This is a genomic window from Streptococcus sp. HMSC076H09, assembly GCF_001811765.1.
GTDB classification, from domain to species: Bacteria; Bacillota; Bacilli; order Lactobacillales; family Streptococcaceae; genus Streptococcus; species Streptococcus agalactiae.
Map to the genome: position 1 here is coordinate 24,685 of NZ_KV806589.1, position 20,205 is coordinate 44,889.

Sequence of the window (20,205 nt, forward strand, 5' to 3'; positions counted from 1 at the left end):
GAATAACTACAACATATCTAATACTTAACATTGCATGAAAATTAAAAAATTAAGACTAGATACCCTAGCCTTAAAATGACTTATGTTTTATTTATCAAATCGCTGATAACCTAAATGTTCATATGCCTTATCCGTAGCTACACGACCGGTACGGGTACGCATAATAAAACCTTTTTGAATTAAATAAGGTTCGTACATGTCTTCAACAGTATCTCGTTCTTCAGCAATATTAACGGATAGAGTTCCTAAACCAACAGGACCTCCATTATACATTTCAATCATGGTTCTTAAGATTTTTTGATCGACGTAATCAAGCCCCTCGTGATCAACATCTAACATCGTTAATGCTTTATCTGTAATATTGTCATCTATCAAACCATCTCCCATGATTTGAGCATAATCTCGAACACGTTTCAATAAACGGTTAGCGATACGTGGCGTTCCACGACTGCGACGCGCTAATTCAGAAGCAGCTTCATAAGTAATTTTCATTTCAAAAATGTCTGCTGTACGCTCAATAATTTCTGTCAGATCATTTTCTTCATAATACTCCATATGCCCTGTAATACCAAAGCGAGCACGTAAGGGATTAGATAACATACCTGCACGTGTCGTTGCACCAATTAAGGTAAAGGGCGGCAAATCTAGATGAACACTTCTACTAGTTTCTCCTGCACCAATCATAATGTCAATATAAAAGTCTTCCATTGCACTATAGAGCACCTCTTCAACCGCCATCGGCATACGATGAATTTCATCAATAAAAAGAACATCACCTGGTTCTAAATCATTTAAAATGGCTACTAAATCCCCTGATTTTTCAATTGCGGGACCTGATGTTTGTTTGAGATTGACACCCAACTCATTAGCAATTACAAATGCCATGGTTGTTTTCCCTAAACCAGGAGGGCCAAATAATAACACATGATCCAATGACTCATCACGCAATTTAGCAGCTTCAATAAATATTTTTAGCTGATCTTTAACCTTATCTTGTCCAATATACTCTCTTAAATACTGCGGACGAAGTGTACGTTCTACCAATTCTTCGTCACCCATTGCATCACTATCTAAAAATCTTGTCATGATATTATTATAACATTTGTATAGGAAAAGTTAAGAACTAAGTTGGTGTATTAGTATCTCCCTTATTTAAAGAAGGTAAGTGATACATATAATTTATCTACACTAACAAACGATAGATAGGGTGGACTATGCTAAACTACTTTAAAATATTTAGAAGTCATAGACCCCACCACCCCATTGTTAACAAAGTTCCAACAAGTTTAATAACTAAAGTCATCTGATTTACTCCTTACTTAATTTGTAAACACAGTATATCAATGACTGACATTTATCTACATGACATCCTTGTCATGTTAAATCTTTATTCCACTCCTCTATTAATTTTCCTTTTAAATATAGATCACCTATTAACTCTGCAAATAGAATTGATTGTTTAAAACATGTTTCTGCTTTTGTTCTATCTTTTTCAATAATTAATAAATATTTCCACTCTATTAAGCTTAGTATTGGTCTTTTTTGAAAATCATGGATTTCTGTCATAATAGCATTACTTCTATGAATAATTTGCTGTACATATTTTTTCTGCTTAAATTGAAAAGCTAATTCGACATGATTTAATAAAACGTTGTTCAATTGAAAATTATCCTCAGGAAGTAAATTATCTTGCTCTAACAATTTTGACATAATAAAATGATAGTTCTCTAAAGAATACAAGCTCTTCATTCCATAGTTAATAGAAAAGCAAAGTAAATATAAATCTATCATAACAAAATCATTTGTGGTATATTCCTTTTTTTTCTTAATTTGATCAAAGTAGTCATGTAAAATAGTGATTCCAAAATTATCATTAACAGAAAAATGAACATCTAATTTTGATTGCATACAATCAATAATTAGTCTTTCATCTTCTGGGAGCTCCTCATAAAATACTTCATAGATTTCATCAAAATATGCTTCTCTAACTGCAAGTCTATTAGCATCTCCGTAAGTCGGGGTACGCAACAATTTGTACTTCAACTCTTTATACCGTTTAGGTAATTCTAAGCTCTCTCCTCCTGTTAAAATATCCAATTTTACATTCAATTGTTTAGCTATGTAGTGAGCTTTAGTCAAGTTTGGAATTGACTGTCCACTTTCAATCCTAGCTAATTGTCTTACAGATAACTCAGTTTCATCACCACAAAAATCTTCGCGAGTAATATTTCTAGTTACTCTCAAATTTCTTACTTTACTACCAAAATGTTTTAACATTTTCCTTTAAAAACTAACTCCTAAATTTTTCTTCTTATTATATATTATCATAATAAACTCATTTTAAGTATGTTTTTTTAATATTAATTCCTTTTAAATCAATAAAAATTCCATTACTGGTTAAAAAAACGTTAACCAGTAATGGAATTTTCTTATTTTTCTAATCCTAACCTTTCAAAAATATCATCAACACGTTTTGTGTAATAAATCGGATTAAATAGTTCATCAAGTTCTTCCTGTGTAAGACAAGAGGTAACTTTGGTGTCTTCTTCTAAAAGTGGTTTGAAATCCACTTGATTGTCCCAGGAATAAGCTGTCTTAGGTTGAACTAAGTCATAAGCTTCTTCTCGTGTCATTCCTTTTTCAATCAATTTGAGCATAACACGTTGACTATAAATCAAACCAAAAGTTGATTCCATATTGCGCATCATATTTTCTGGGAAGACAGTCAAGTTCTTAACGATATTGCCAAAACGGTTGAGCATGTAGTCAATCAAGATAGTTGTGTCTGGTGTGATGATACGCTCAGCTGATGAGTGCGAAATATCACGCTCGTGCCAAAGTGCCACGTTCTCATAAGCCGTCACCATGTGACCACGAATTACGCGCGCTAGCCCTGTCATGTTCTCTGAACCGATTGGGTTGCGTTTGTGAGGCATAGCAGAGCTACCTTTCTGACCTTTGGCAAAGAACTCTTCAACTTCACGTTGTTCTGATTTTTGCAGACCACGAATCTCTGTCGCCATACGTTCGATAGATGTTGCAATACTTGCAAGCACTGCAAAATATTCTGCGTGGAGATCACGTGGAAGAACCTGTGTTGAAATTTCTTGCGGATGGATGCCTAATTTGTCACAGACATATTCTTCCACAAAAGGTGGGATGTTGGCAAAGTTACCAACAGCACCTGAAATCTTACCAGCTTCCACTCCTGCGGCAGCATGTTCAAAACGCTCAATATTACGTTTCATCTCACTGTACCAAGTTGCCAACTTAAGACCGAAAGTCGTTGGCTCAGCGTGAACACCGTGGGTACGACCCATCATGATGGTGAACTTGTGCTCCTTAGCTTTCTCAGCCACGATATTTGTGAAATTCTCAAGGTCACGACGGATAATGTCGTTAGCCTGCTTGTAGAGGTAACCGTAGGCAGTGTCCACCACGTCAGTCGACGTCAAACCGTAGTGCACCCACTTGCGCTCCTCACCAAGCGTCTCAGAAACCGCACGAGTGAAAGCCACCACATCGTGACGCGTGTCCTGCTCAATCTCAAGAATGCGGTCAATGTCAAAATCCGCCTTCTCACGAATCTTAGTCACATCCTCCTTAGGAATTTCACCCAACTCAGCCCATGCCTCGTCAGCCAAAATCTCAACCTCCAACCAAGCACGATATTTATTTTCTTCTGTCCAAATTGCCGCCATCTCAGGGCGTGAATAACGTTCTAACATTTTTTCTCTATCCTCTTATTCTTTAAAAATTAATAGTCACAGTGGTAAAAGAGCTTATTGTTACATCAAGGTCATAGAATGATATTTAGTAACGATAGTAATAGGCATCTGTAGGAAAATCTCCAGGGTTAAGCCCAATAGCTAAGCGCGGTCGTGTCGTGTCCGATGTATGCCCGTTCTCTATATAAGGATTCGATACACCAATTTGGAAGAGATAAACAGATACCCCAAAATTACCACTACTCATCCCTACAGAGGGGAGTCTACTTTTTTCTGTACTCCCGATACTAATTCTTTCACCATCATCTGTACTGCCATCATCATTAATAGTTAAAACTTCCCCTTTACCATTTCTCCAAGTTCCTTTCAACGAGGAAAAGTCACCTCTATAAATAGCGTCAACATCTAAATCTTTTTCTAATCCAGATTTTTTATATCTTTTCCACCAATCCGGAGATTGATAGGAAAGAGAAATTAATTGATTATTAGCTCCTACTTCAAAAACTTGTCTTTTTGATAATACTTTTCCATCTGGCCCCTCCACTTTTGGGGGAACTAAATAGAATATACGTTTCAAACTACCTGTACTATTTATCGCTCCAGAATTAGCGCCATACACATGTATTTCATAATAATTTTTAATTTTCTTGGGTAAATCATCGTTTTTTATAACATAACTACCATGAGACGTTATGCCATTCCAATAGCCTGTCTTCGTTATTGCAGGAAAAACTGTTGTTCGCCCCTCATAGTAGTCTTTCGGTTCATATCCCCCATAAGTCATACCCGAATCTACAATAGTTTGGTTAAAACTATCACTTGAAAATTGACCCATAAATGGGGTTAAATCTCCTTCCAAAACCTTATCATAAGAATGGTTGGTAGTAGATTCATCTCTATTTAACATATTATTAGCAAATTTCTTCTTCGAAAACTGCATAGTATGCTCTGGGTTATCATCAAACATTTTGATTTTCACATTTGAAGTACCTTTATAATAAATTTGGATAGAAAAATTGTTATTACCATCTGATTTTGTCATTTTTGAAGTTGAGATATAGCAATGGGAACCTGTTTTTTTAAACATTGGACGAAAAGTCGCAACAACATTCCCGTCTAGTGTTTTGTAAGTCATGGACCATGCGCCGCTTTTTTTCCTCTGAATTTTAGCCTTTTCACCAGAAGCCAAATCGTAATAAATACCTCCTAAATAAAAATGTTTTTTTGAGAAGAAGATTTATATTCTTGACTTCTAGTACTACTAATTTTACAGGAATATAATGGAAAAACACAAGTAACAAGCAAACCTAAAATAACTAATCTATTTTTTAACAACCTTATCACCTAACTTATTCTATATAAAAAATCAAAAGCCCTTTCGCTCCAAAGAAGATAAATTCGTACTTTTAATAAAATTGAAATATTGAACTTGATTATTATCTATTTTCATTCACTCTTATTTAGGAATAAAAAGCATCTGTCTATCTATTTTTAACTTCCTAGGAATATCTCCTTAATTACATTCTCCAACGAGCAGTGAATTTTAATTTAAGACTAGCTATTCTCATTAGTTTCATTAGCCTTTTCTTCATGAAAGTCCTCTTTACTAATTGCTACTGATGGGTAGTGGGACAGTTTATTTAAATCTGTATCTAATGGTAAATCATAAATAGCTAAATAATCACCTGGGTAGTGGCGCTGAAATTCTGACATTTTAGTCATCAAGAGTTTATCATCTGATGTCGCAAATAATACTTCAACAACACCTATTTTACCACTATTAATAAAAGCATGAACAATGATTTTAATCATACAAACCTCCTAAAACTCCTCCACCTCATCCGCATCTTCCGTAAACACCGTCACATGTCCCATCTTGCGGTTATGTTTCGCTTCTAGTTTACCATATATGTGGAGGTGAGCGCTAGGGTTTTCGGCAACATAGTCAATCGCCTGCTGGACATGTTGTCCAAGGACATTAAGCATGACGGCTGGGGCATGGAGCTTGATTGGTGGGAGAGGTTGCCCCAGCACACCCAAGATATGAGTGTCAAACTGTGAAAAGTCACAGGCTTCGATAGAATAGTGCCCTGAGTTGTGGGGGCGTGGGGCGATTTCATTGACGATGATATCATCTGCGGTCACAAACATTTCCACACAGAGGGTTCCTGATAGCTGGAGTTCCTTGGCAATCTGTACCGCCATTTTCTTAGCCTTGTCAGCTAGTTGGTCTGAGATGCGAGCTGGTACGATAGTTTTTGATAGGATATTGTTGCGGTGGATATTTTCCTGAACGGGAAAGACCGTCACATCCTGACCATTTCCAGACACGATGACTGAGATTTCAAGATCAAAGTCGACAAACTCTTCCAAGACACACTCGGCTGAGTTGGCTAATTGCTGCGCCTCTGGCAGGTCTTCTGCTGAGCGGATAACCTTTTGCCCATGACCATCATAACCACCTGTCGCTGTCTTGAGGACATAGGTCTTGGTCAAGTCAAACCCCTCTAGGTCAAGGCTAGACGTCACCACCTTGTAAGGAGCGACAGTCACACCAGCCTTATTTGCCAGAAAGTCTTTTTCAAAGATACGGTTTTGAGAAATGCGGAGCAAATCAGTCCCCTGCGGTAGCTGACCAGCCGATACAACGGCATCCAGACCGTCGGCATCAACATTCTCAAACTCATAGGTCAAAACATCGCAACGCGCAGCTAATTGTCCCAAAGCCTCAACATCATCATAAGGCGCTACAATCACTTCGCTAACGCGGGAGGCAGAGCAGTCACTAGCAGGATCCAGCGTGATGACCTTGTGGCCCATGTAGATAGCCGCAATTGCCATCATCTGCCCCAGCTGACCACCACCGATAATCCCAATGGTCTTAAATAAGTTCATTGCTTGACTCCTCCGCGATTTTTCCTTGTTCCTCATGGAAATGAGCTAGCGCATCAGCCAGATTTTGGTCCTCAATAGAGAGGATACGGAGGGCTGTCAAGGCAGCGTTAGTCGCTCCCGCTTCTCCGATAGCCATGGTCGCCACAGGCACACCACCAGGCATCTGCACAATAGAGTAGAGCGAATCCAAACCTGAAAGGGCACGTGTTTTGACCGGCACACCAATAACAGGTAGTGTTGTCTTAGCTGCCACCATACCAGGCAAGTGAGCTGCCCCACCTGCTCCAGCGATGATGATTTTGATACCACGGCCACGTGCTTCCTCAGCATGCTTGAACATGAGGTCTGGCGCACGGTGGGCAGAGACGACTTTCTTCTCGTAAGCAATGCCAAAGTTATCTAGAACTTCAGCCGTTTTTTGCATGGTTCCCCAGTCGGATTTGGAGCCCATGATAATAGAAATAATTGGAGTTTTCATAAATAAGATACAAAGGGACGTTTCGACTTGTCGAAAATTTCCGTAGAAAAATATGCGGTAAGTCCGAAATCTTTGATTTCGAAGATGCACCCACGTCAGGGCGACTAGGTGCTTTAGCACCAGACGCCTACGACGCAGAAATCTAACGATGACGCTTGCGTTCAGGTAGTTTTATTTTTTTCCTAGGAAATTAGTCCCGTGTTCAGTTCCTTTCTTCTTTCTTTTTGGAGCGACCTTCGGTCGCTGATTGCCGACGCTAATATTTGAATGAGTAGTCTTATTACTTAATAGCTTTGCTTCCGATATCATTTCGGTAGAAGAGGCCTGTTGTGTCTTGTTGGGCTAGTTGGGTATAGATTTTGTCCTGCCCTGCTTTGACGCTACCTTCTGTGGTGACGAGCATATAGACACGTCCACCGTTTGAGAGCAGTGCTTTGCTATTTTCCGCAAACTTAGCTCCTGCATAGTAGGTGATGATGTCGCCGTCGGTCTTTTCAGGCAGTGGCACACCTTTCTCGTAATCGAGCGGATAGCCTTCTGAGGCAACGACAACGCCCAAAGTCACGCCGTCCTTCTGCCAAGTGATGTAAGGCTCAATGCCCATCATGATGTCGTCGATGTTCTGAGCAAAATCGGAAGTTAGGCGAGGGAGGATAATCTGAGTTTCAGGGTCACCGAAACGTGAGTTGAACTCGATAACCTTAGGGCCATCAGCTGTCAGGATAAGCCCCGCATAGAGGACACCTAGATAAGGACGCCCTTCAGCAATCATGCCCTCAAGGACAGGCTTAATGATGGTCTCAACCGCTGTATCCACCACGCTCTGAGGCAGATGAGGAACAGGCGCATAGGCACCCATACCGCCAGTGTTTGGTCCCTTGTCTCCGTCAAAAGCACGCTTGTGATCCTGAGCTGTCGGCATGATGTAGAACTTATCGCCATTAGCGAAGGCAAAGAGGGAGAACTCTTCACCATCCAAGAACTCCTCGATAACCACGCGCGCTCCTGAGTCGCCAAACTTGTTGTCTAAAAGCATCTCTTGCGCCGCCTCTACCGCCTGTTCAACGGTTTCAGCCACGACCACGCCCTTACCTAACGCCAAGCCGTCAGCCTTGACCACGATTGGTGCGCCCTGCTCTTCGATGTAGGCTTTAGCTTTTTCAAAATCTGAAAATGTGCCATAGGCTGCTGTTGGAACATTGTATTTGACCATGATTTCCTTGGCAAAGTCTTTTGACCACTCTAGCTCCGCTGCTGCCTTGGTTGGACCAAAAGCTCTGAGTCCAGCACTGTTGAAATCATCAACGATACCAGCCGCTAGCGCATCATCAGGACCAATAAAGGTCCAAGCGATCTCATTCTCCTTAGCAAAGTCAATTAGCCTAGAATGTTCGGAAATTCCGATATTTACCAAGTCTAGACCATCCAAGGTCATACCATCATTACCAGGTGCCACAAAAACCTGATCCACATCCTTAGACGCTAACAACTTCTTAGCAATCGCATGCTCACGACCACCAGAACCAACAACAAGCAATTTCATATCAGAATAACTCCTATTAAATAATATAAAAAGAAATTTGCAACAAAAACGTATTACTTATAAAATTATAACACATTTGTTCGCTTTTAAGTTTTTTTATTACATCTTTTTTGAAAAATTAATAACATAATATATACTTCACATATATTATGTTATTAATCCTTCATATTGCTATTTAAAACTTATCATTGCTGTTTCTTAGAACTTAGTTTGGTCCCTCGCTAACTTTATGTTATACTGAATATATTAAGCGCTTTCTTAAAGAGGAGAGGACCGTGTATTATGACTATTTATGACCAAATTGAGTCTGCTCTTGATTTAATGACTGATTTAGAACGTGAAATTGCTTGTTATTTTATGGGGCAACCCATTTCAAAAGACGCTCTTGCTTCTACCATTGTCACTAAGCAACTACACATTTCACAAGCAGCATTAACGCGTTTTGCTAAAAAATGTGGGTTTAAAGGCTATCGTGAATTTGTTTTTGAATATTTAAAAAGCCATGAGACCATCAGTCAACAATTATACGGTCTTCAAAATGACAACACTAAGAAAGTATTTATGAATTATCAAGAGATGGTTTCTAAATCCGCTGATATTATTGATGAAGAACAGCTTCTAGAAGTATCACATATGATTGAGCAAGCTGATCGTGTTTATTTTTATGGCAAAGGGAGCTCATCGCTAGTAGCTAAAGAATTTAAAATACGCCTTATGAGGCTAGGAGTGATTTGTGAGGCTCTGGATGATACAGATAGTTTCTCATGGACTAATAGTATTGTTAATGATAGATGCCTCGTCATTGCCTTCTCACTTTCTGGGAATACCAACTCTGTTATCGGTGCCTTAAAAATCGCAAGTAGTCACGGAGCTAAAACCGTTCTATTTACAAAACAACCTCACACAATTGACTATGCTTTTGACAAGATTATTCAGGTGGCTTCTGCTAGGCATTTAGACTACGGCAATAGAATTTCGCCTCAGATCCCAATGTTAATCATGGTAGATATTATCTATGCACAATTTTTAGATATTAATAAAATAGAAAAAGAGCGAATTTTTAGAGAAACCATTATTCAACGCTAAATGAAAATCGAGTAGAAATAATCTACTCGATTTTTTGCTTTGTAAATTGACTTCCTGTCAGTTGATCAAAAATATAGTCTTTTACTTGCACTGTCATTGGATCATGTCCATAATCTGGTAATAAAAGATGCTTTTTAGTTGATGTCAGACGATTAAAAATGGCAAATTGAGTTGATGGAGGACAAATATCATCTTTCAAGGCTGTTAGTAAAACAACGGGGCAAGAAATCCTATGTGCAAAATTTTTAACATCAATATAAGCCAAAGTTTTTAACACACTATTCTCTGTTTTATGAAAAGGATCACTATATTTAAAATAGCGGAAGAGTTCATCATAGGGCTCACTGACACCCCCTAAATCTAATACTCGTCTAAAGTCTGACAAAAATGGGTAAACAGCAACGGTCTTGACGATTTTGGGATTAAGAGCTGCAGCTATCAAAGCAAGTGCTCCACCTTGAGACCAGCCATAACTATAAAGTTGATTACTATCAACACTCTCTAATGTAGCAATGATATCAATCAATTGGAAAACATCAAGATAAATGTCTTTATAAAAAAGATGATTTGGTCCTGAGATCATTCCTCGCACAATTTGGCCCTTAACTGTAATGCCATCAAAATGCCCCTTGTCTTGAGACTGTCCAGCTTGACCTCGAACATCCATTGAAACAACGCCGTAACCTGCTGCTACATAATTAAGTTGGTCACTCCAGTCAGGACTTTGGTTTTGGTAGCCATGAAAATAAAAAACTACAGGATAGGGTTTATTTGTTTTAGGGAATAAACATTTGGCATAGACAATAGAGTCATTGCTACCTTTAAAATGAAGATCATAAGCTTGTGCAAAAGTAATATTGAAATCTTTTTTGTCTAGACGATACTCAATATTCCCTTGATATTTCATTGTTTGTTTTTTCCAGAAGTCATCAAAATCCTCGGGAATTTGGTCTTGACCTAGGTATTCTCTCATGTCATCTAGCGACATTGTTTCAATCATATACCCGTCACCCCCTGTTTTTAAAATGGTAGTAAGCTCCTAGCATACCAGCTTGGTTTTCGTGTTGTGCAAAAACTATTGCTGTTTTTTCAGCAAGACTTGTCACAAGATTTCGTTTCAAAGATTCACTAAGTTTATCTTGTAAATAATCTTTTTGAGCCATGATTCCACCACCTAAAACAACTTTTTCAGGATTTACCACATAAACCATATTAGCGATTCCTTGACCAAGGTAGTTTATCATACGGTCTATACTTGCAATACATTTCTCATTACCTTCTTTAGCCTCCTGAAAAATACGACGTCCATCCCATCGGCTAATTTCATCTCCATGCGCTTTGGCAACATCAGCAATCAGTGCAGTTGTAGAGGCTAAATCTTGAAAATCACCATCTGAAAGGTGCATATATCCAACTTCACAAGCAGAATTACTAAAGCCATGAAAAACTGTTTTATCAATAATCAGACAACCACCAATACCTGTTCCAATAGTAAGACAAAGCGCTATTGAACTATCTTTGGCACTACCTGAGACAGCTTCAGCTAATCCTGCACAATTAACATCATTTTCAATTTCTGTGCGTACTTGATAAGTGTCTTCTAAAACTTTCTTAAATTGTGTCCCAGCATAGTTTGGAATTTGAGGACCAGAGTAAAATATGCATCCTTCATCTGGATCTACCATGCCAGCAGATGAGATAGCAATTCCATCAATGCTCCCTTCTGTTAGATAGTTATCGATAATTTGACAAACTTTTTGTAAAATGCCTGGACCACCTTTGTAGGCTTCTGTGGCAAGCTCACTTGCCTCAACAATACAACCTAAATTATCCACAATGCCATGCTTAATCATTGTACCGCCAATATCAATTGCTACTGTTCTGGTCATAATTATCTACCTCACTTTAACAAAACTGTTTTTTAGCATGTCTAATCATTTCTGCTGCCTCTTTAATAATAGGTTTATCTTCTTCTGTTACAGATGCTAAAGGTAACCGAACGGAACCTATAGTTAGTTGCTCATTGATTTCCAATACAGATTTAATCACAGCATACATATTACCATGACCTGAACAAAGCTTTGTGATAATATCGTTAATTGTAAATTGAAGTTCACGCGCTTTTTCTAAATCTTTATCAACAATTAACTGATTTAAAGTCAAGTATAATTCTGGCATTACGCCATAGGTACCACCAATACCTGCAGCTGCTCCCATGAGACGACCACCCAAAAATTGTTCATCTGGACCATTAAAAACAATATGATTTTCTCCTCCAATAGCCACAAAATTCTGAATGTCTTGAACTGGCATGGAAGAATTTTTAACACCAATTACTTGCGGATTTTGTAACATTTTTCGATATAAATCCGATGTCAAAGCAACCCCTGCTAATTGAGGAATATTGTAAATAATAAAATCAGTTTGTGGTGCTGCTTGACTAATAGTATTCCAATAATCTGCTATGGCATACTCTGGTAATCGAAAATAAATTGGTGGAATTGCTGCAATAGCATCAACACCTATAGCTTCAGCATGCATAGCCAACTCTACGCTATCCTTAGTATTATTACATGCCACATGCGCTATTACTGTTAGTTTACCCTTAGCAACGGACATAACATTTTCCAGTACAAGTTTACGATCTGCTACACTTTGGTAAATACATTCTCCTGATGAACCATTAACATAAAGTCCTTGAACACCTTTATCAATAAAATAATTGGTCAGGGCTTTTACTCGTTCGGGACAAATATCACCCTTATCATCATAGCAAGCATAAAATGCAGGAATAATTCCTTGATATTTTTGTAAATCTTTCATTGATAATCTCCTTGTTGTTTGCTGAAATAGGCAAATTGTTTTTGTAAAATAATAATTTTAAAGTAAGCAAAGGCGGTATAAGCAAAAATAAATATAGCTGACACTGTAAGCATAAATAAGAGACTAGACTGCACCATAATAAACCAAGTCATGATTAATAAAAACATCAATACACCAGTCCATTTCAAGTTTAAACATGCCATTATAAAGCTCTTTTTCACGGTATCTAAAAGAGACATTTCGTAGCGGGCAGCCATAGGAAATAGGTATATGCTCGTCATCACAGTCAATAACAAAAAGGCGTAACAAGTTATCTTCAAGAAAGACACAATGAAACCTATTTGATAATGAAGAATTGTTAAATCAAATATGATCACAACCAAAATACTTAGTTCAACCAAACCTAAAAGCATACCTTGGAACCACTCTTTTTTTAGGTGTTTTATATACAATATTAAAAGATTTGTCTGATCACCTTCTAATTTTTGCCACAACGTTCGATACAAACTAATTTTAGCAGCACCAATAGTTACCAATGGTAGGCAAGTTATCATAAAAAGAAGGTTTAGTAATGCTAGATCAAAAACAACATTGCAACCTTGCATAAAGGTGTTGTTAACATCAAAAATCGCTGCTATTAATTGATTTGCTTTTTTCACAATATACTCCCTGTATTTCTTACGCCATTAACACTTTCAATACCCCTTTTTTGACATAATTACCTAGACTTCCCATACCATTTGGCTGATGAGCTTCTTCTGGGAAAAAGAAGGCTATATAATTATCTCTCAAATCAAAAGAAGTCTCTTCTGAGCACTTGATAAATCCTATATCGCCTAAGTATTCCTCTACCTCTACCTTATCACCTTTTCCCAATTTGATAACTTCATGTCCTTCAATGACATAATGTATATCAAGGTATTTTTTATGGTATTCAAAAATATGATCAAATGACTCACTAAGTTGATTTGATTGGACCATGAGTATCACTTCTGGGCTAATATGATAGGTGCCTATATCTAAATTCCTTAAATCATGACTTAGTAGATAATCAATCGCTAAATCTAAATTAGGATTAATATCTTTATAATGCGTTAAATTCAATAAATGATCGTAAATCATAATAAATCCTACCTATCCTTTAACAGCTCCCATTGTAATCCCCTGAGTAAAGGATTTTTGGAAAACTAAGAATACTGTCACAATAGGAACAGCAGCTAAGGCTGCACCTGCCATAATTAAGCCATAGTTTGTTGCCATTTCAGCCTGCATAGTAGCTACCCCAAGAGAAATGGTCAGATTATTTCTAGAAGTTAGCATAACTAATTGCATAAAATAGTCATTCCAAGTATTGATAAATGTGAAAATAGCTAGGGCAGCAAATCCAGGTTTGACAATTGGAAATGCTACATTAATAAATGTTCGAATCTCTCCACAACCATCAATTTTAGCTGATTCCAGTAATTCTGTTGGAATATTTTCAGAAAACTGTTTCATCAAGAAGACCCCAAAAGGCCAACCAACAAGAGGTAAAATAACCGCCCATAAGGTATCATGTATCCCCATAAAATTGATAATTCTAACTAATGGCACTAAAACAACTTGTTTAGGTAAAGCCATAGCAGCAATAAAAAGGGAGAACAATATTTTTTGACCGTAAAATCGTTTCTTAGCTAAAACATAGCCTGCCATTGACGATGTACAGCAAACTAGGAACATTGTCATAATTGAGATAAAGACACTATTCCAAAGCCATCTCAAAGCTGGGTTTTGTACAGTTAAAGCTTTAAAATTTTCTAAGGTCGGTGCTTTGGGCCACCATTGTGGGGGGATGATAATAGTATCAGGTTGAGATTTAAAAGCTCCTGTCATAATCCAATAAAATGGAAAGATAAAAAGCACTGTCAAAAGACAAAGGATAAGAGCCGTTAAAAAGTTATAAGCACTGAATGTTTTCTTTTTCATGTTTTCCTCCTAATATTCCACATCATTTCCTAAGATCTTAAATTGAGCAAAACTTATTAAAGCAATCATTACTGCTAGGAATACTCCCATAGTATTAGCATAGCCATATTCTGATAGTTTAAAGGCTTTTTCATAAAGATAATACATCAAAGTGCTTGTTGAATAATTTGGTCCACCAGATGTTAGGAGCTGGATTAAGGCAAAACATTGAAATGAATTAATTGTTGTTATAACTGCAATATAGAGTGTAGTTGGTAAGAGACTCGGCCATTTAATTTGCCAAAAAACTTGCATTTCATTGGCTCCATCAACACGCGCAGCTTCGCAAAGAGAATTATCAATATTTCCCATCGCCGCAATATATAGAATAATAGGTTGACCAACTGAAGTCGTTAGCAAAATAATAATAATAGCAAGTAATGCCCAGTGCTTATCACCAAGCCAGCTAATATTCTGTTCAATGACATGGCCTGATTTCAAAATGTAATTTAAAATTCCGGACATAGGGTCATAAATCCATTTCCAAACAACTGTGACTGCAACACTACCAGTTACTACTGGCAAGAAGAAGACACAACGGTAGAAAGAGCGTGAAAAAACATTTTTTTCATAAGTATTGGCAGCAACAAAAAGTGAGAAGAAAACCACTACTGGCACAGAGCCAATCACAATGATTACTGTATTTATCAAGGATTTCATGAAAATAGAATCATGAAACATACGATTGTAATTAGCTAACCCAATAAAAGTGAACTGTGTCATAGAATAATTAAAAAAACTAGTGACAAAGCCCATAACCATCGGTGCAAAAACAAAAATTAAGAAAAATAAGAGAATAGGCGCTAGAAAAGCATAAGCTATCATCGTTTCCCTCATCTTTAACTTATTAGTACGCATACGGTACTCTCCTTTACATCTTAACTTGACTAAAAACTCCTCTTCTATCCCAATATGTGATTGACCATAGAAAAGGAGTCTCCTTAATTATTTAGCTGCTTTTTTAATGGTATCATTTGCTTTTTGAGTAAAGTCTTTCAAAGCATCTGCCGGTTTTTCATCACCATTGGATACAGATTGAACCATTGGGAACCATAAGGTTCTCATTTCAGAAAATCCATCGATAGTGTTGTAATATGGTGAATAATATTGAGTCCATTTTGAAATCTTCATCATACGTTTATCACCTTTATAAAGATCCCCAAATGATGTTCTAACTGGGAAAGCACCTGTACGTATAACATCTTTTGGTCCCCATTTTTTATCGTCAGCAATAAAAGTGATAAATTTCTTAGAGGCTTTTACTTTGTTTTCATCTTTATTATTAAAGACCGCAAAACCATTAACAAGGTATTCTAAATCTGGTTTTCCATCTTCTGATGGGAATGGCACTTCAAGGTAATCCACTTTACTTGACTCTAATAATTTTGCTTGAGTTTTTGGTTGAGCTGGAGCCCATAGGATAGTGAAAGCAGTTTGTCCATTAGCAAAGTTTTGAATGTCAGCTGAGCCATCATACTGAGACCCATTCATCAAGTAGCCTTTCTTAATCCATTCAACTATTTTTTTCATTGATTTTACAGAATTTTTAGTGTCAGTGGTATATTTTGTTACTTCTTTATCTGTTATTGGAGCACTATAAAGATTAGCAAAAAATGCACGCGGTCCTTGATCTCCTCCTTGCCCGTTTGCAAAGAATGAACCTGGTGTATAGCCTTTATTTTTTAGTGCTTTTAGTACTTTTTCAAAATCACTAGTAGTCCAACCTTCTTTTACAAGTTTCAAAACTCCTGCATCTTTAAGCATTTTTTTATTGAACGCCATATAAAATGGGGCAGAACTTATTGGATACATGTAGGCTTTATCGCCAGACTTAGAAGCTTGAATGATGTTCTTATTATTGACATCCTTAATAAATTGGTCTGTAAATAAATCATTCAAATCTGCTAATTTACCATTTTTACCATATTGAATAATTCGCCCTGGTGCATCAAAAAGCACATCAGGTGCTGTCCCTGCTTCAATTGCTGTAGTGATTTTTTCAGGTCCAGATGTGAAATCAATTGTCTCTAGTTTTACTTTTATATTAGGATTTTTCTTTTCAAAAGCCTTGATGACTTTTTTCTCATAAGTACCTACTCCATCCTTAGCCTTTTCTTGAGTAAAGGTTGGAAAAGCCCACCACGTAATTTCGACTTTATCCTTCTCGGCAGCCATAACAGATTGACTACTGTCTACACAAGCAAACATTGATAATGCTGCAGCTCCGAGGCAAAAACCAATCACACTTTTTTTGATACTCATAACTATTCCCCTTTTTTATTTTGATTTTGATTTTTGAGTAACACTTTTAACTAAGTCCTGAGATGAAACGCTCCGCTATTTCTTTTGGTCTAGTGATAGCACCACCAACTACAATTCCTGCAACACCTATATGATTAATTTCATTAGCTTGCTTAGGAGTATGAATTTTACCTTCCGCAATCACATCTATACCGGCTTGACAAAGCTTATTAAGGAGTTCTATATCCGGTCCTTCTTCTTGGCGGCTGTAATCTGTGTATCCAGATAGAGTTGTACCCACAAAATCAACTCCTGCTTCAAAAGCATTTTTACCTTCTTCAAAAGTACTTATATCAGCCATTAGCAACTGTTCAGGATATTTCCCTTTTATCTTTTGAATAAACTCAGCTACACTCAAACCATCATGACGCTCTCTAAGTGTACAATCTAAGGCTATTACTGCAATATCTAAACTAGCTAATTGATCCACCTCTGTCATCGTAGCAGTGATAAATGGTTCTTGTGGAGGATATTCACGTTTAATAATGCCGATGATAGGTAAATTAGTAACTTCTTGAATTTCCTTAATGTCGCGGACACTATTGGCTCTTATACCAACCGCTCCTGCTTCTTGAGCTGCCAAAGCTAAAAGAGGCATAACACCTCCACTTTCAGTATAAAGAGGCTCCCCAGGCAAAGCTTGACATGACACAATAATGCCATTTTTTATTTGCTTTTTAAAAGCTTCTTTACTTAGATGTGGCATATTCTCACTTCCTTATCTTTTTTAATTTTAGATATCTACAAACCTTATTATATCTGTTTTTAAAGCGTTTTCAATAATCTTTACAGACTTAGATTTTAGTTTTAACGTTTTGATTTAGTCACGGTTAACGTGAAAGTAGTTTCAGACTTATAGCTTAATCTCCTCAATTTAATAAAAATTAGATAAGAACCTTGAAAGTCTATTCAAGGCATATAAAAAAGAAGCCAAATAGCTTCCTTTTTTATATTATTTGTTAAATGATACGTGAACATGGTCATAATGGTTGGCAGTAACGCCACCACGATCTGGCATTGCATTCCAAGTATTAGCAGGTCCATAAATACTATTTGTATTTGAGTAAAACTTTTGTTGCCAGATAACATATGAAATGTTATTTGCTGCCATATTTTGTGTAGAGTACTGTGCAACTTCATTACCAAGTGCTTGGTTTTTACCTACAATAAAGTCGACTGCTAAACCTTTACCATGATCACCTGGATCACCTGCACGGTATGTACTGAATTCATTAACTCCATAAGTTGACGCTACTTTTTCTTTATAAGCTGCAACATGAGGTTGGAGCCCTGCATTTTCAGGATGTGCAGCTACTGCATTTGTTGTTGAAGCTGGTTGTGCTACCGGTGTTGCTGTTGGAGCTTTTTGTGCTACCGGAACGCTCTTAACTTCAGTCGCTTGTAACTTACTGTCTGTAGCTGTTGAAGTCGTAGTCACAGGAACTGCTGGAGCTGATACATGCTCTGGTGATGCACCAGTTTCTACTTTAGGAGTGACTACTTTAACACTTGCCACTCTAGGGGCTGCTACAGTTCTTACCGGTGCTACTTTAGCTACTGGAGCTGGTGTTTCAGCGGCAACAGAAGCTGGTGATACTGTTGTTGACTGACTGACTGACGTCTGAGTTGGTTTAACTTCCTCTTTAGCTGCTGGAACTTCTGAAGTAATCGACTTCACAGGAGCTGTTGATACCTGTTCATTAGCTGCTGCTTGACTAACAGCTTGCTCTTGTGCTAATACTTCTTTTGATTTCAAAGCTGGCGCAGAAGAATATGTCTTCATTGGCGAAACAATCGTTGTTGCTGCTTCTGGTGTCATACCTTCCGAAATTGTATTGAGAGAAACTTTTTGGTCTGCAACAGAAACTTGATTGGTTTTCAAATCCACAGTAGCTGTTGTTTGACCAGCAGCATTTGTTGCTGGTGTTTCTATTTTCATTGAAGTGGCAGTATGACTCTTCTGATCGTAAGTTACTGTCAGTGTTGTCTCAGGATAAATAAGATTGATATCTGCAATGTTATTAATTTTTGCTAAGACATTCATATCAATTGACATTGCTTCTGAAATAACGCTTAGTGTATCACCATATTTCACAGTATATGATGATTTATTGTCTTGCTTTACCAAATCAGCCTTTACCTCTGAAACAGTACGTGCTGTCCACGTCGTATCTGTTTCTTGTGCTTGAACACTTGCGACTGATAATAGCGAAGCTGCCATTGTCGATGTCAATAGTACCTTTTTATTCATTTTCATTGCTTCAATTCCTATTTCCTTTTTATTAGTCCGAGACTATAATATCACACTTTACTGGACTATAAAATTATTTTCAGACGGTTTAAAGAAATTGTACTTAGTTAGTAACAAAACTGTCATTTAAAACAATGAATCAATACCTCAAACTATTTGTAAAGCAGTTCTTGACTGTTGTCAACGCGAAGCCAAACTGAACTACCATTAGCAAAGCGTGTCTTAGCCCAAGTTAAACCAGCTGTTCCTTGGATGGGTTTTTCTACAGTCTTAAGAGTTTTAGGATTAAAGATAAAGTAACCACCTTTTTGAAGAACCTGGTCAGCTGTCAAATTACCATTAGCATCAACCTCATCAATTTCTGATGCTGGTATACCATTATCGTTCCAATCAAACCCAGTCGGCGTTAGGGTGTTATTTTTGACTAACCAAACACCATTAACCTTTTGTAATTCATCTACTCGATACACTTTTAATTTACTAGATTGATTCTGTACAGGAGCTGATTGTAATGGCTTAATGCTTGGAGCTGATGCTTGCGTTTTTCCACTAAAGGTCGCAACGTTAGCAATTAGTGACGTTGGATTGATACGTCCATGGAAACCATTTTGAAAATTAGGGTTAGCTGGTAAAAATTCAAAATGAAGGTGAGGTCCCGTCGCCATACCAGTTGCTCCTACGTAACCGATGATATCTCCTTGTTTGACTTTTTCCCCAGTCCTAGCCACCACACGTGACATATGAGCGTAACCACTATGCATTCCATCCGCATGTTGAATCATGACACAATTTCCTGCTAAGTCTGTCATCCAAGAAAAGTTGGCTCCAGCTCCTGCAAATTTCACAGTACCATCTGCCACTGCCCTAATAATCGTTCCAGTCGGAACAGCATAATCCACCCCACAATGTCCAGGATAACCATTGAAACCTGTTGTAATTCTACCATTATCAATTGGACGGACATAAGTATCCGCTAAAACTCGGGAACCCGCAGATAAAACCATACCACCTAAAACAACTAAGGAACTTGCCTTAACTAACCATTTATTCAAGAAAAACCTCCAAATAGAATTAATATAATGAAGTGCTCAAACAC

The 20,205-nt window shown here is 37.5% G+C and carries 20 protein-coding genes; 1 reads left to right on the forward strand and 19 read right to left on the reverse strand.

Annotated features, from left to right (window positions below; all coding sequences use genetic code 11):
* Positions 1–87: 87 nt before the first annotated feature.
* The 8 genes from ruvB to purD form a co-directional block, all read right to left on the reverse strand.
* Positions 88–1,086 (reverse strand): Holliday junction branch migration DNA helicase RuvB, encoded by a 999-nt coding sequence (ruvB, locus tag HMPREF2818_RS00970; RefSeq protein WP_000196633.1) that lies wholly within the window; start codon positions 1,084–1,086, stop codon positions 88–90.
* Between the two features lie 288 nt (positions 1,087–1,374).
* Positions 1,375–2,277: a helix-turn-helix domain-containing protein gene (locus tag HMPREF2818_RS00975; RefSeq protein ID WP_000912098.1), complete on the reverse strand. Its 903-nt coding sequence runs from the start codon at positions 2,275–2,277 to the stop codon at positions 1,375–1,377.
* 152 nt (positions 2,278–2,429) lie between these two features.
* A complete protein-coding gene (gene purB / locus HMPREF2818_RS00980) occupies positions 2,430–3,728 on the reverse strand; it encodes an adenylosuccinate lyase (protein WP_000893937.1) in 1,299 nt (432 codons plus the stop codon).
* A gap of 85 nt (positions 3,729–3,813) precedes the next feature.
* A complete protein-coding gene (locus HMPREF2818_RS00985; protein ID WP_001867169.1) occupies positions 3,814–4,917 on the reverse strand; it encodes a DUF6287 domain-containing protein in 1,104 nt (367 codons plus the stop codon).
* Between the two features lie 365 nt (positions 4,918–5,282).
* Complete coding sequence (locus HMPREF2818_RS00990; RefSeq protein ID WP_000590468.1) at positions 5,283–5,540, reverse strand: hypothetical protein; 258 nt, start codon at positions 5,538–5,540, stop codon at positions 5,283–5,285.
* A 9-nt stretch (positions 5,541–5,549) separates the two neighbouring features.
* Positions 5,550–6,623 (reverse strand): 5-(carboxyamino)imidazole ribonucleotide synthase, encoded by a 1,074-nt coding sequence (gene purK, locus HMPREF2818_RS00995; RefSeq protein ID WP_001048172.1) that lies wholly within the window; start codon positions 6,621–6,623, stop codon positions 5,550–5,552.
* Complete coding sequence (purE, locus tag HMPREF2818_RS01000) at positions 6,610–7,101, reverse strand: 5-(carboxyamino)imidazole ribonucleotide mutase (protein ID WP_001875905.1); 492 nt, start codon at positions 7,099–7,101, stop codon at positions 6,610–6,612. Before purE ends, purK begins: the two co-directional genes overlap by 14 nt.
* A 280-nt stretch (positions 7,102–7,381) precedes the next feature.
* A complete protein-coding gene (gene purD / locus HMPREF2818_RS01005) occupies positions 7,382–8,644 on the reverse strand; it encodes a phosphoribosylamine--glycine ligase (protein WP_000772162.1) in 1,263 nt (420 codons plus the stop codon).
* 282 nt (positions 8,645–8,926) lie between these two features.
* Between purD and HMPREF2818_RS01010 the strand changes: the two genes are divergently transcribed.
* Positions 8,927–9,730, forward strand: a complete 804-nt coding sequence (locus HMPREF2818_RS01010) for a MurR/RpiR family transcriptional regulator (protein ID WP_000158189.1) — start codon at positions 8,927–8,929, stop codon at positions 9,728–9,730.
* A gap of 22 nt (positions 9,731–9,752) precedes the next feature.
* Here HMPREF2818_RS01010 and HMPREF2818_RS01015 read toward each other — a convergent pair whose 3' ends face one another.
* From HMPREF2818_RS01015 to HMPREF2818_RS01065, 11 genes are all read right to left on the reverse strand, one after another.
* Positions 9,753–10,730 (reverse strand): alpha/beta fold hydrolase, encoded by a 978-nt coding sequence (locus tag HMPREF2818_RS01015; protein ID WP_000573442.1) that lies wholly within the window; start codon positions 10,728–10,730, stop codon positions 9,753–9,755.
* Positions 10,731–10,737: 7 nt separating this feature from the next.
* Positions 10,738–11,619: an ROK family protein gene (locus HMPREF2818_RS01020; protein ID WP_000198868.1), complete on the reverse strand. Its 882-nt coding sequence runs from the start codon at positions 11,617–11,619 to the stop codon at positions 10,738–10,740.
* A 16-nt stretch (positions 11,620–11,635) separates the two neighbouring features.
* The gene (locus HMPREF2818_RS01025) at positions 11,636–12,553 is read right to left on the reverse strand and encodes a dihydrodipicolinate synthase family protein (protein WP_000654093.1); all 918 of its coding nucleotides are present in this window, start codon (positions 12,551–12,553) and stop codon (positions 11,636–11,638) included.
* Complete coding sequence (locus HMPREF2818_RS01030) at positions 12,550–13,212, reverse strand: YesL family protein (RefSeq protein ID WP_000710137.1); 663 nt, start codon at positions 13,210–13,212, stop codon at positions 12,550–12,552. Before HMPREF2818_RS01030 ends, HMPREF2818_RS01025 begins: the two co-directional genes overlap by 4 nt.
* Before the next feature lie 19 nt (positions 13,213–13,231).
* A complete protein-coding gene (locus tag HMPREF2818_RS01035; protein ID WP_000638661.1) occupies positions 13,232–13,675 on the reverse strand; it encodes a NanQ anomerase/TabA/YiaL family protein in 444 nt (147 codons plus the stop codon).
* Between the two features lie 12 nt (positions 13,676–13,687).
* The gene (locus HMPREF2818_RS01040; RefSeq protein WP_000730582.1) at positions 13,688–14,518 is read right to left on the reverse strand and encodes a carbohydrate ABC transporter permease; all 831 of its coding nucleotides are present in this window, start codon (positions 14,516–14,518) and stop codon (positions 13,688–13,690) included.
* Positions 14,519–14,527: 9 nt separating this feature from the next.
* A complete protein-coding gene (locus tag HMPREF2818_RS01045) occupies positions 14,528–15,415 on the reverse strand; it encodes a carbohydrate ABC transporter permease (RefSeq protein WP_001260027.1) in 888 nt (295 codons plus the stop codon).
* Between the two features lie 87 nt (positions 15,416–15,502).
* A complete protein-coding gene (locus tag HMPREF2818_RS01050) occupies positions 15,503–16,819 on the reverse strand; it encodes an ABC transporter substrate-binding protein (RefSeq protein WP_000023462.1) in 1,317 nt (438 codons plus the stop codon).
* Between the two features lie 46 nt (positions 16,820–16,865).
* Positions 16,866–17,564 (reverse strand): N-acetylmannosamine-6-phosphate 2-epimerase, encoded by a 699-nt coding sequence (locus HMPREF2818_RS01055; protein ID WP_001120326.1) that lies wholly within the window; start codon positions 17,562–17,564, stop codon positions 16,866–16,868.
* A gap of 246 nt (positions 17,565–17,810) precedes the next feature.
* On the reverse strand, positions 17,811–19,115 hold the full coding sequence (locus HMPREF2818_RS01060) for a surface immunogenic protein Sip (protein ID WP_000783422.1): 1,305 nt from the start codon (positions 19,113–19,115) through the stop codon (positions 17,811–17,813).
* A 146-nt stretch (positions 19,116–19,261) separates the two neighbouring features.
* Positions 19,262–20,161 carry a lytic exoenzyme target recognition domain-containing protein gene (locus HMPREF2818_RS01065; protein WP_001045908.1) on the reverse strand — a complete coding sequence of 300 codons (900 nt, stop codon included), beginning with the start codon at positions 20,159–20,161 and terminating at the stop codon, positions 19,262–19,264.
* Between the last annotated feature and the right edge of the window lie 44 nt (positions 20,162–20,205).

What these genes read in the sequence shown, in the direction of transcription:
- ruvB (WP_000196633.1), bottom strand. Translation starts at nt 1,086, where the DNA reads ATGACAAGATTTTTAGATAGTGATGCAATGGGTGACGAAGAATTGGTA.
- HMPREF2818_RS00975 (WP_000912098.1), bottom strand. Translation starts at nt 2,277, where the DNA reads ATGTTAAAACATTTTGGTAGTAAAGTAAGAAATTTGAGAGTAACTAGA.
- purB (WP_000893937.1), bottom strand. Translation starts at nt 3,728, where the DNA reads ATGTTAGAACGTTATTCACGCCCTGAGATGGCGGCAATTTGGACAGAA.
- HMPREF2818_RS00990 (WP_000590468.1), bottom strand. Translation starts at nt 5,540, where the DNA reads ATGATTAAAATCATTGTTCATGCTTTTATTAATAGTGGTAAAATAGGT.
- purK (WP_001048172.1), bottom strand. Translation starts at nt 6,623, where the DNA reads ATGAACTTATTTAAGACCATTGGGATTATCGGTGGTGGTCAGCTGGGG.
- purE (WP_001875905.1), bottom strand. Translation starts at nt 7,101, where the DNA reads ATGAAAACTCCAATTATTTCTATTATCATGGGCTCCAAATCCGACTGG.
- purD (WP_000772162.1), bottom strand. Translation starts at nt 8,644, where the DNA reads ATGAAATTGCTTGTTGTTGGTTCTGGTGGTCGTGAGCATGCGATTGCT.
- HMPREF2818_RS01010 (WP_000158189.1), top strand. Translation starts at nt 8,927, where the DNA reads ATGACTATTTATGACCAAATTGAGTCTGCTCTTGATTTAATGACTGAT.
- HMPREF2818_RS01015 (WP_000573442.1), bottom strand. Translation starts at nt 10,730, where the DNA reads ATGATTGAAACAATGTCGCTAGATGACATGAGAGAATACCTAGGTCAA.
- HMPREF2818_RS01020 (WP_000198868.1), bottom strand. Translation starts at nt 11,619, where the DNA reads ATGACCAGAACAGTAGCAATTGATATTGGCGGTACAATGATTAAGCAT.
- HMPREF2818_RS01025 (WP_000654093.1), bottom strand. Translation starts at nt 12,553, where the DNA reads ATGAAAGATTTACAAAAATATCAAGGAATTATTCCTGCATTTTATGCT.
- HMPREF2818_RS01035 (WP_000638661.1), bottom strand. Translation starts at nt 13,675, where the DNA reads ATGATTTACGATCATTTATTGAATTTAACGCATTATAAAGATATTAAT.
- HMPREF2818_RS01040 (WP_000730582.1), bottom strand. Translation starts at nt 14,518, where the DNA reads ATGAAAAAGAAAACATTCAGTGCTTATAACTTTTTAACGGCTCTTATC.
- HMPREF2818_RS01045 (WP_001260027.1), bottom strand. Translation starts at nt 15,415, where the DNA reads ATGCGTACTAATAAGTTAAAGATGAGGGAAACGATGATAGCTTATGCT.
- HMPREF2818_RS01050 (WP_000023462.1), bottom strand. Translation starts at nt 16,819, where the DNA reads ATGAGTATCAAAAAAAGTGTGATTGGTTTTTGCCTCGGAGCTGCAGCA.
- HMPREF2818_RS01055 (WP_001120326.1), bottom strand. Translation starts at nt 17,564, where the DNA reads ATGCCACATCTAAGTAAAGAAGCTTTTAAAAAGCAAATAAAAAATGGC.
- HMPREF2818_RS01060 (WP_000783422.1), bottom strand. Translation starts at nt 19,115, where the DNA reads ATGAAAATGAATAAAAAGGTACTATTGACATCGACAATGGCAGCTTCG.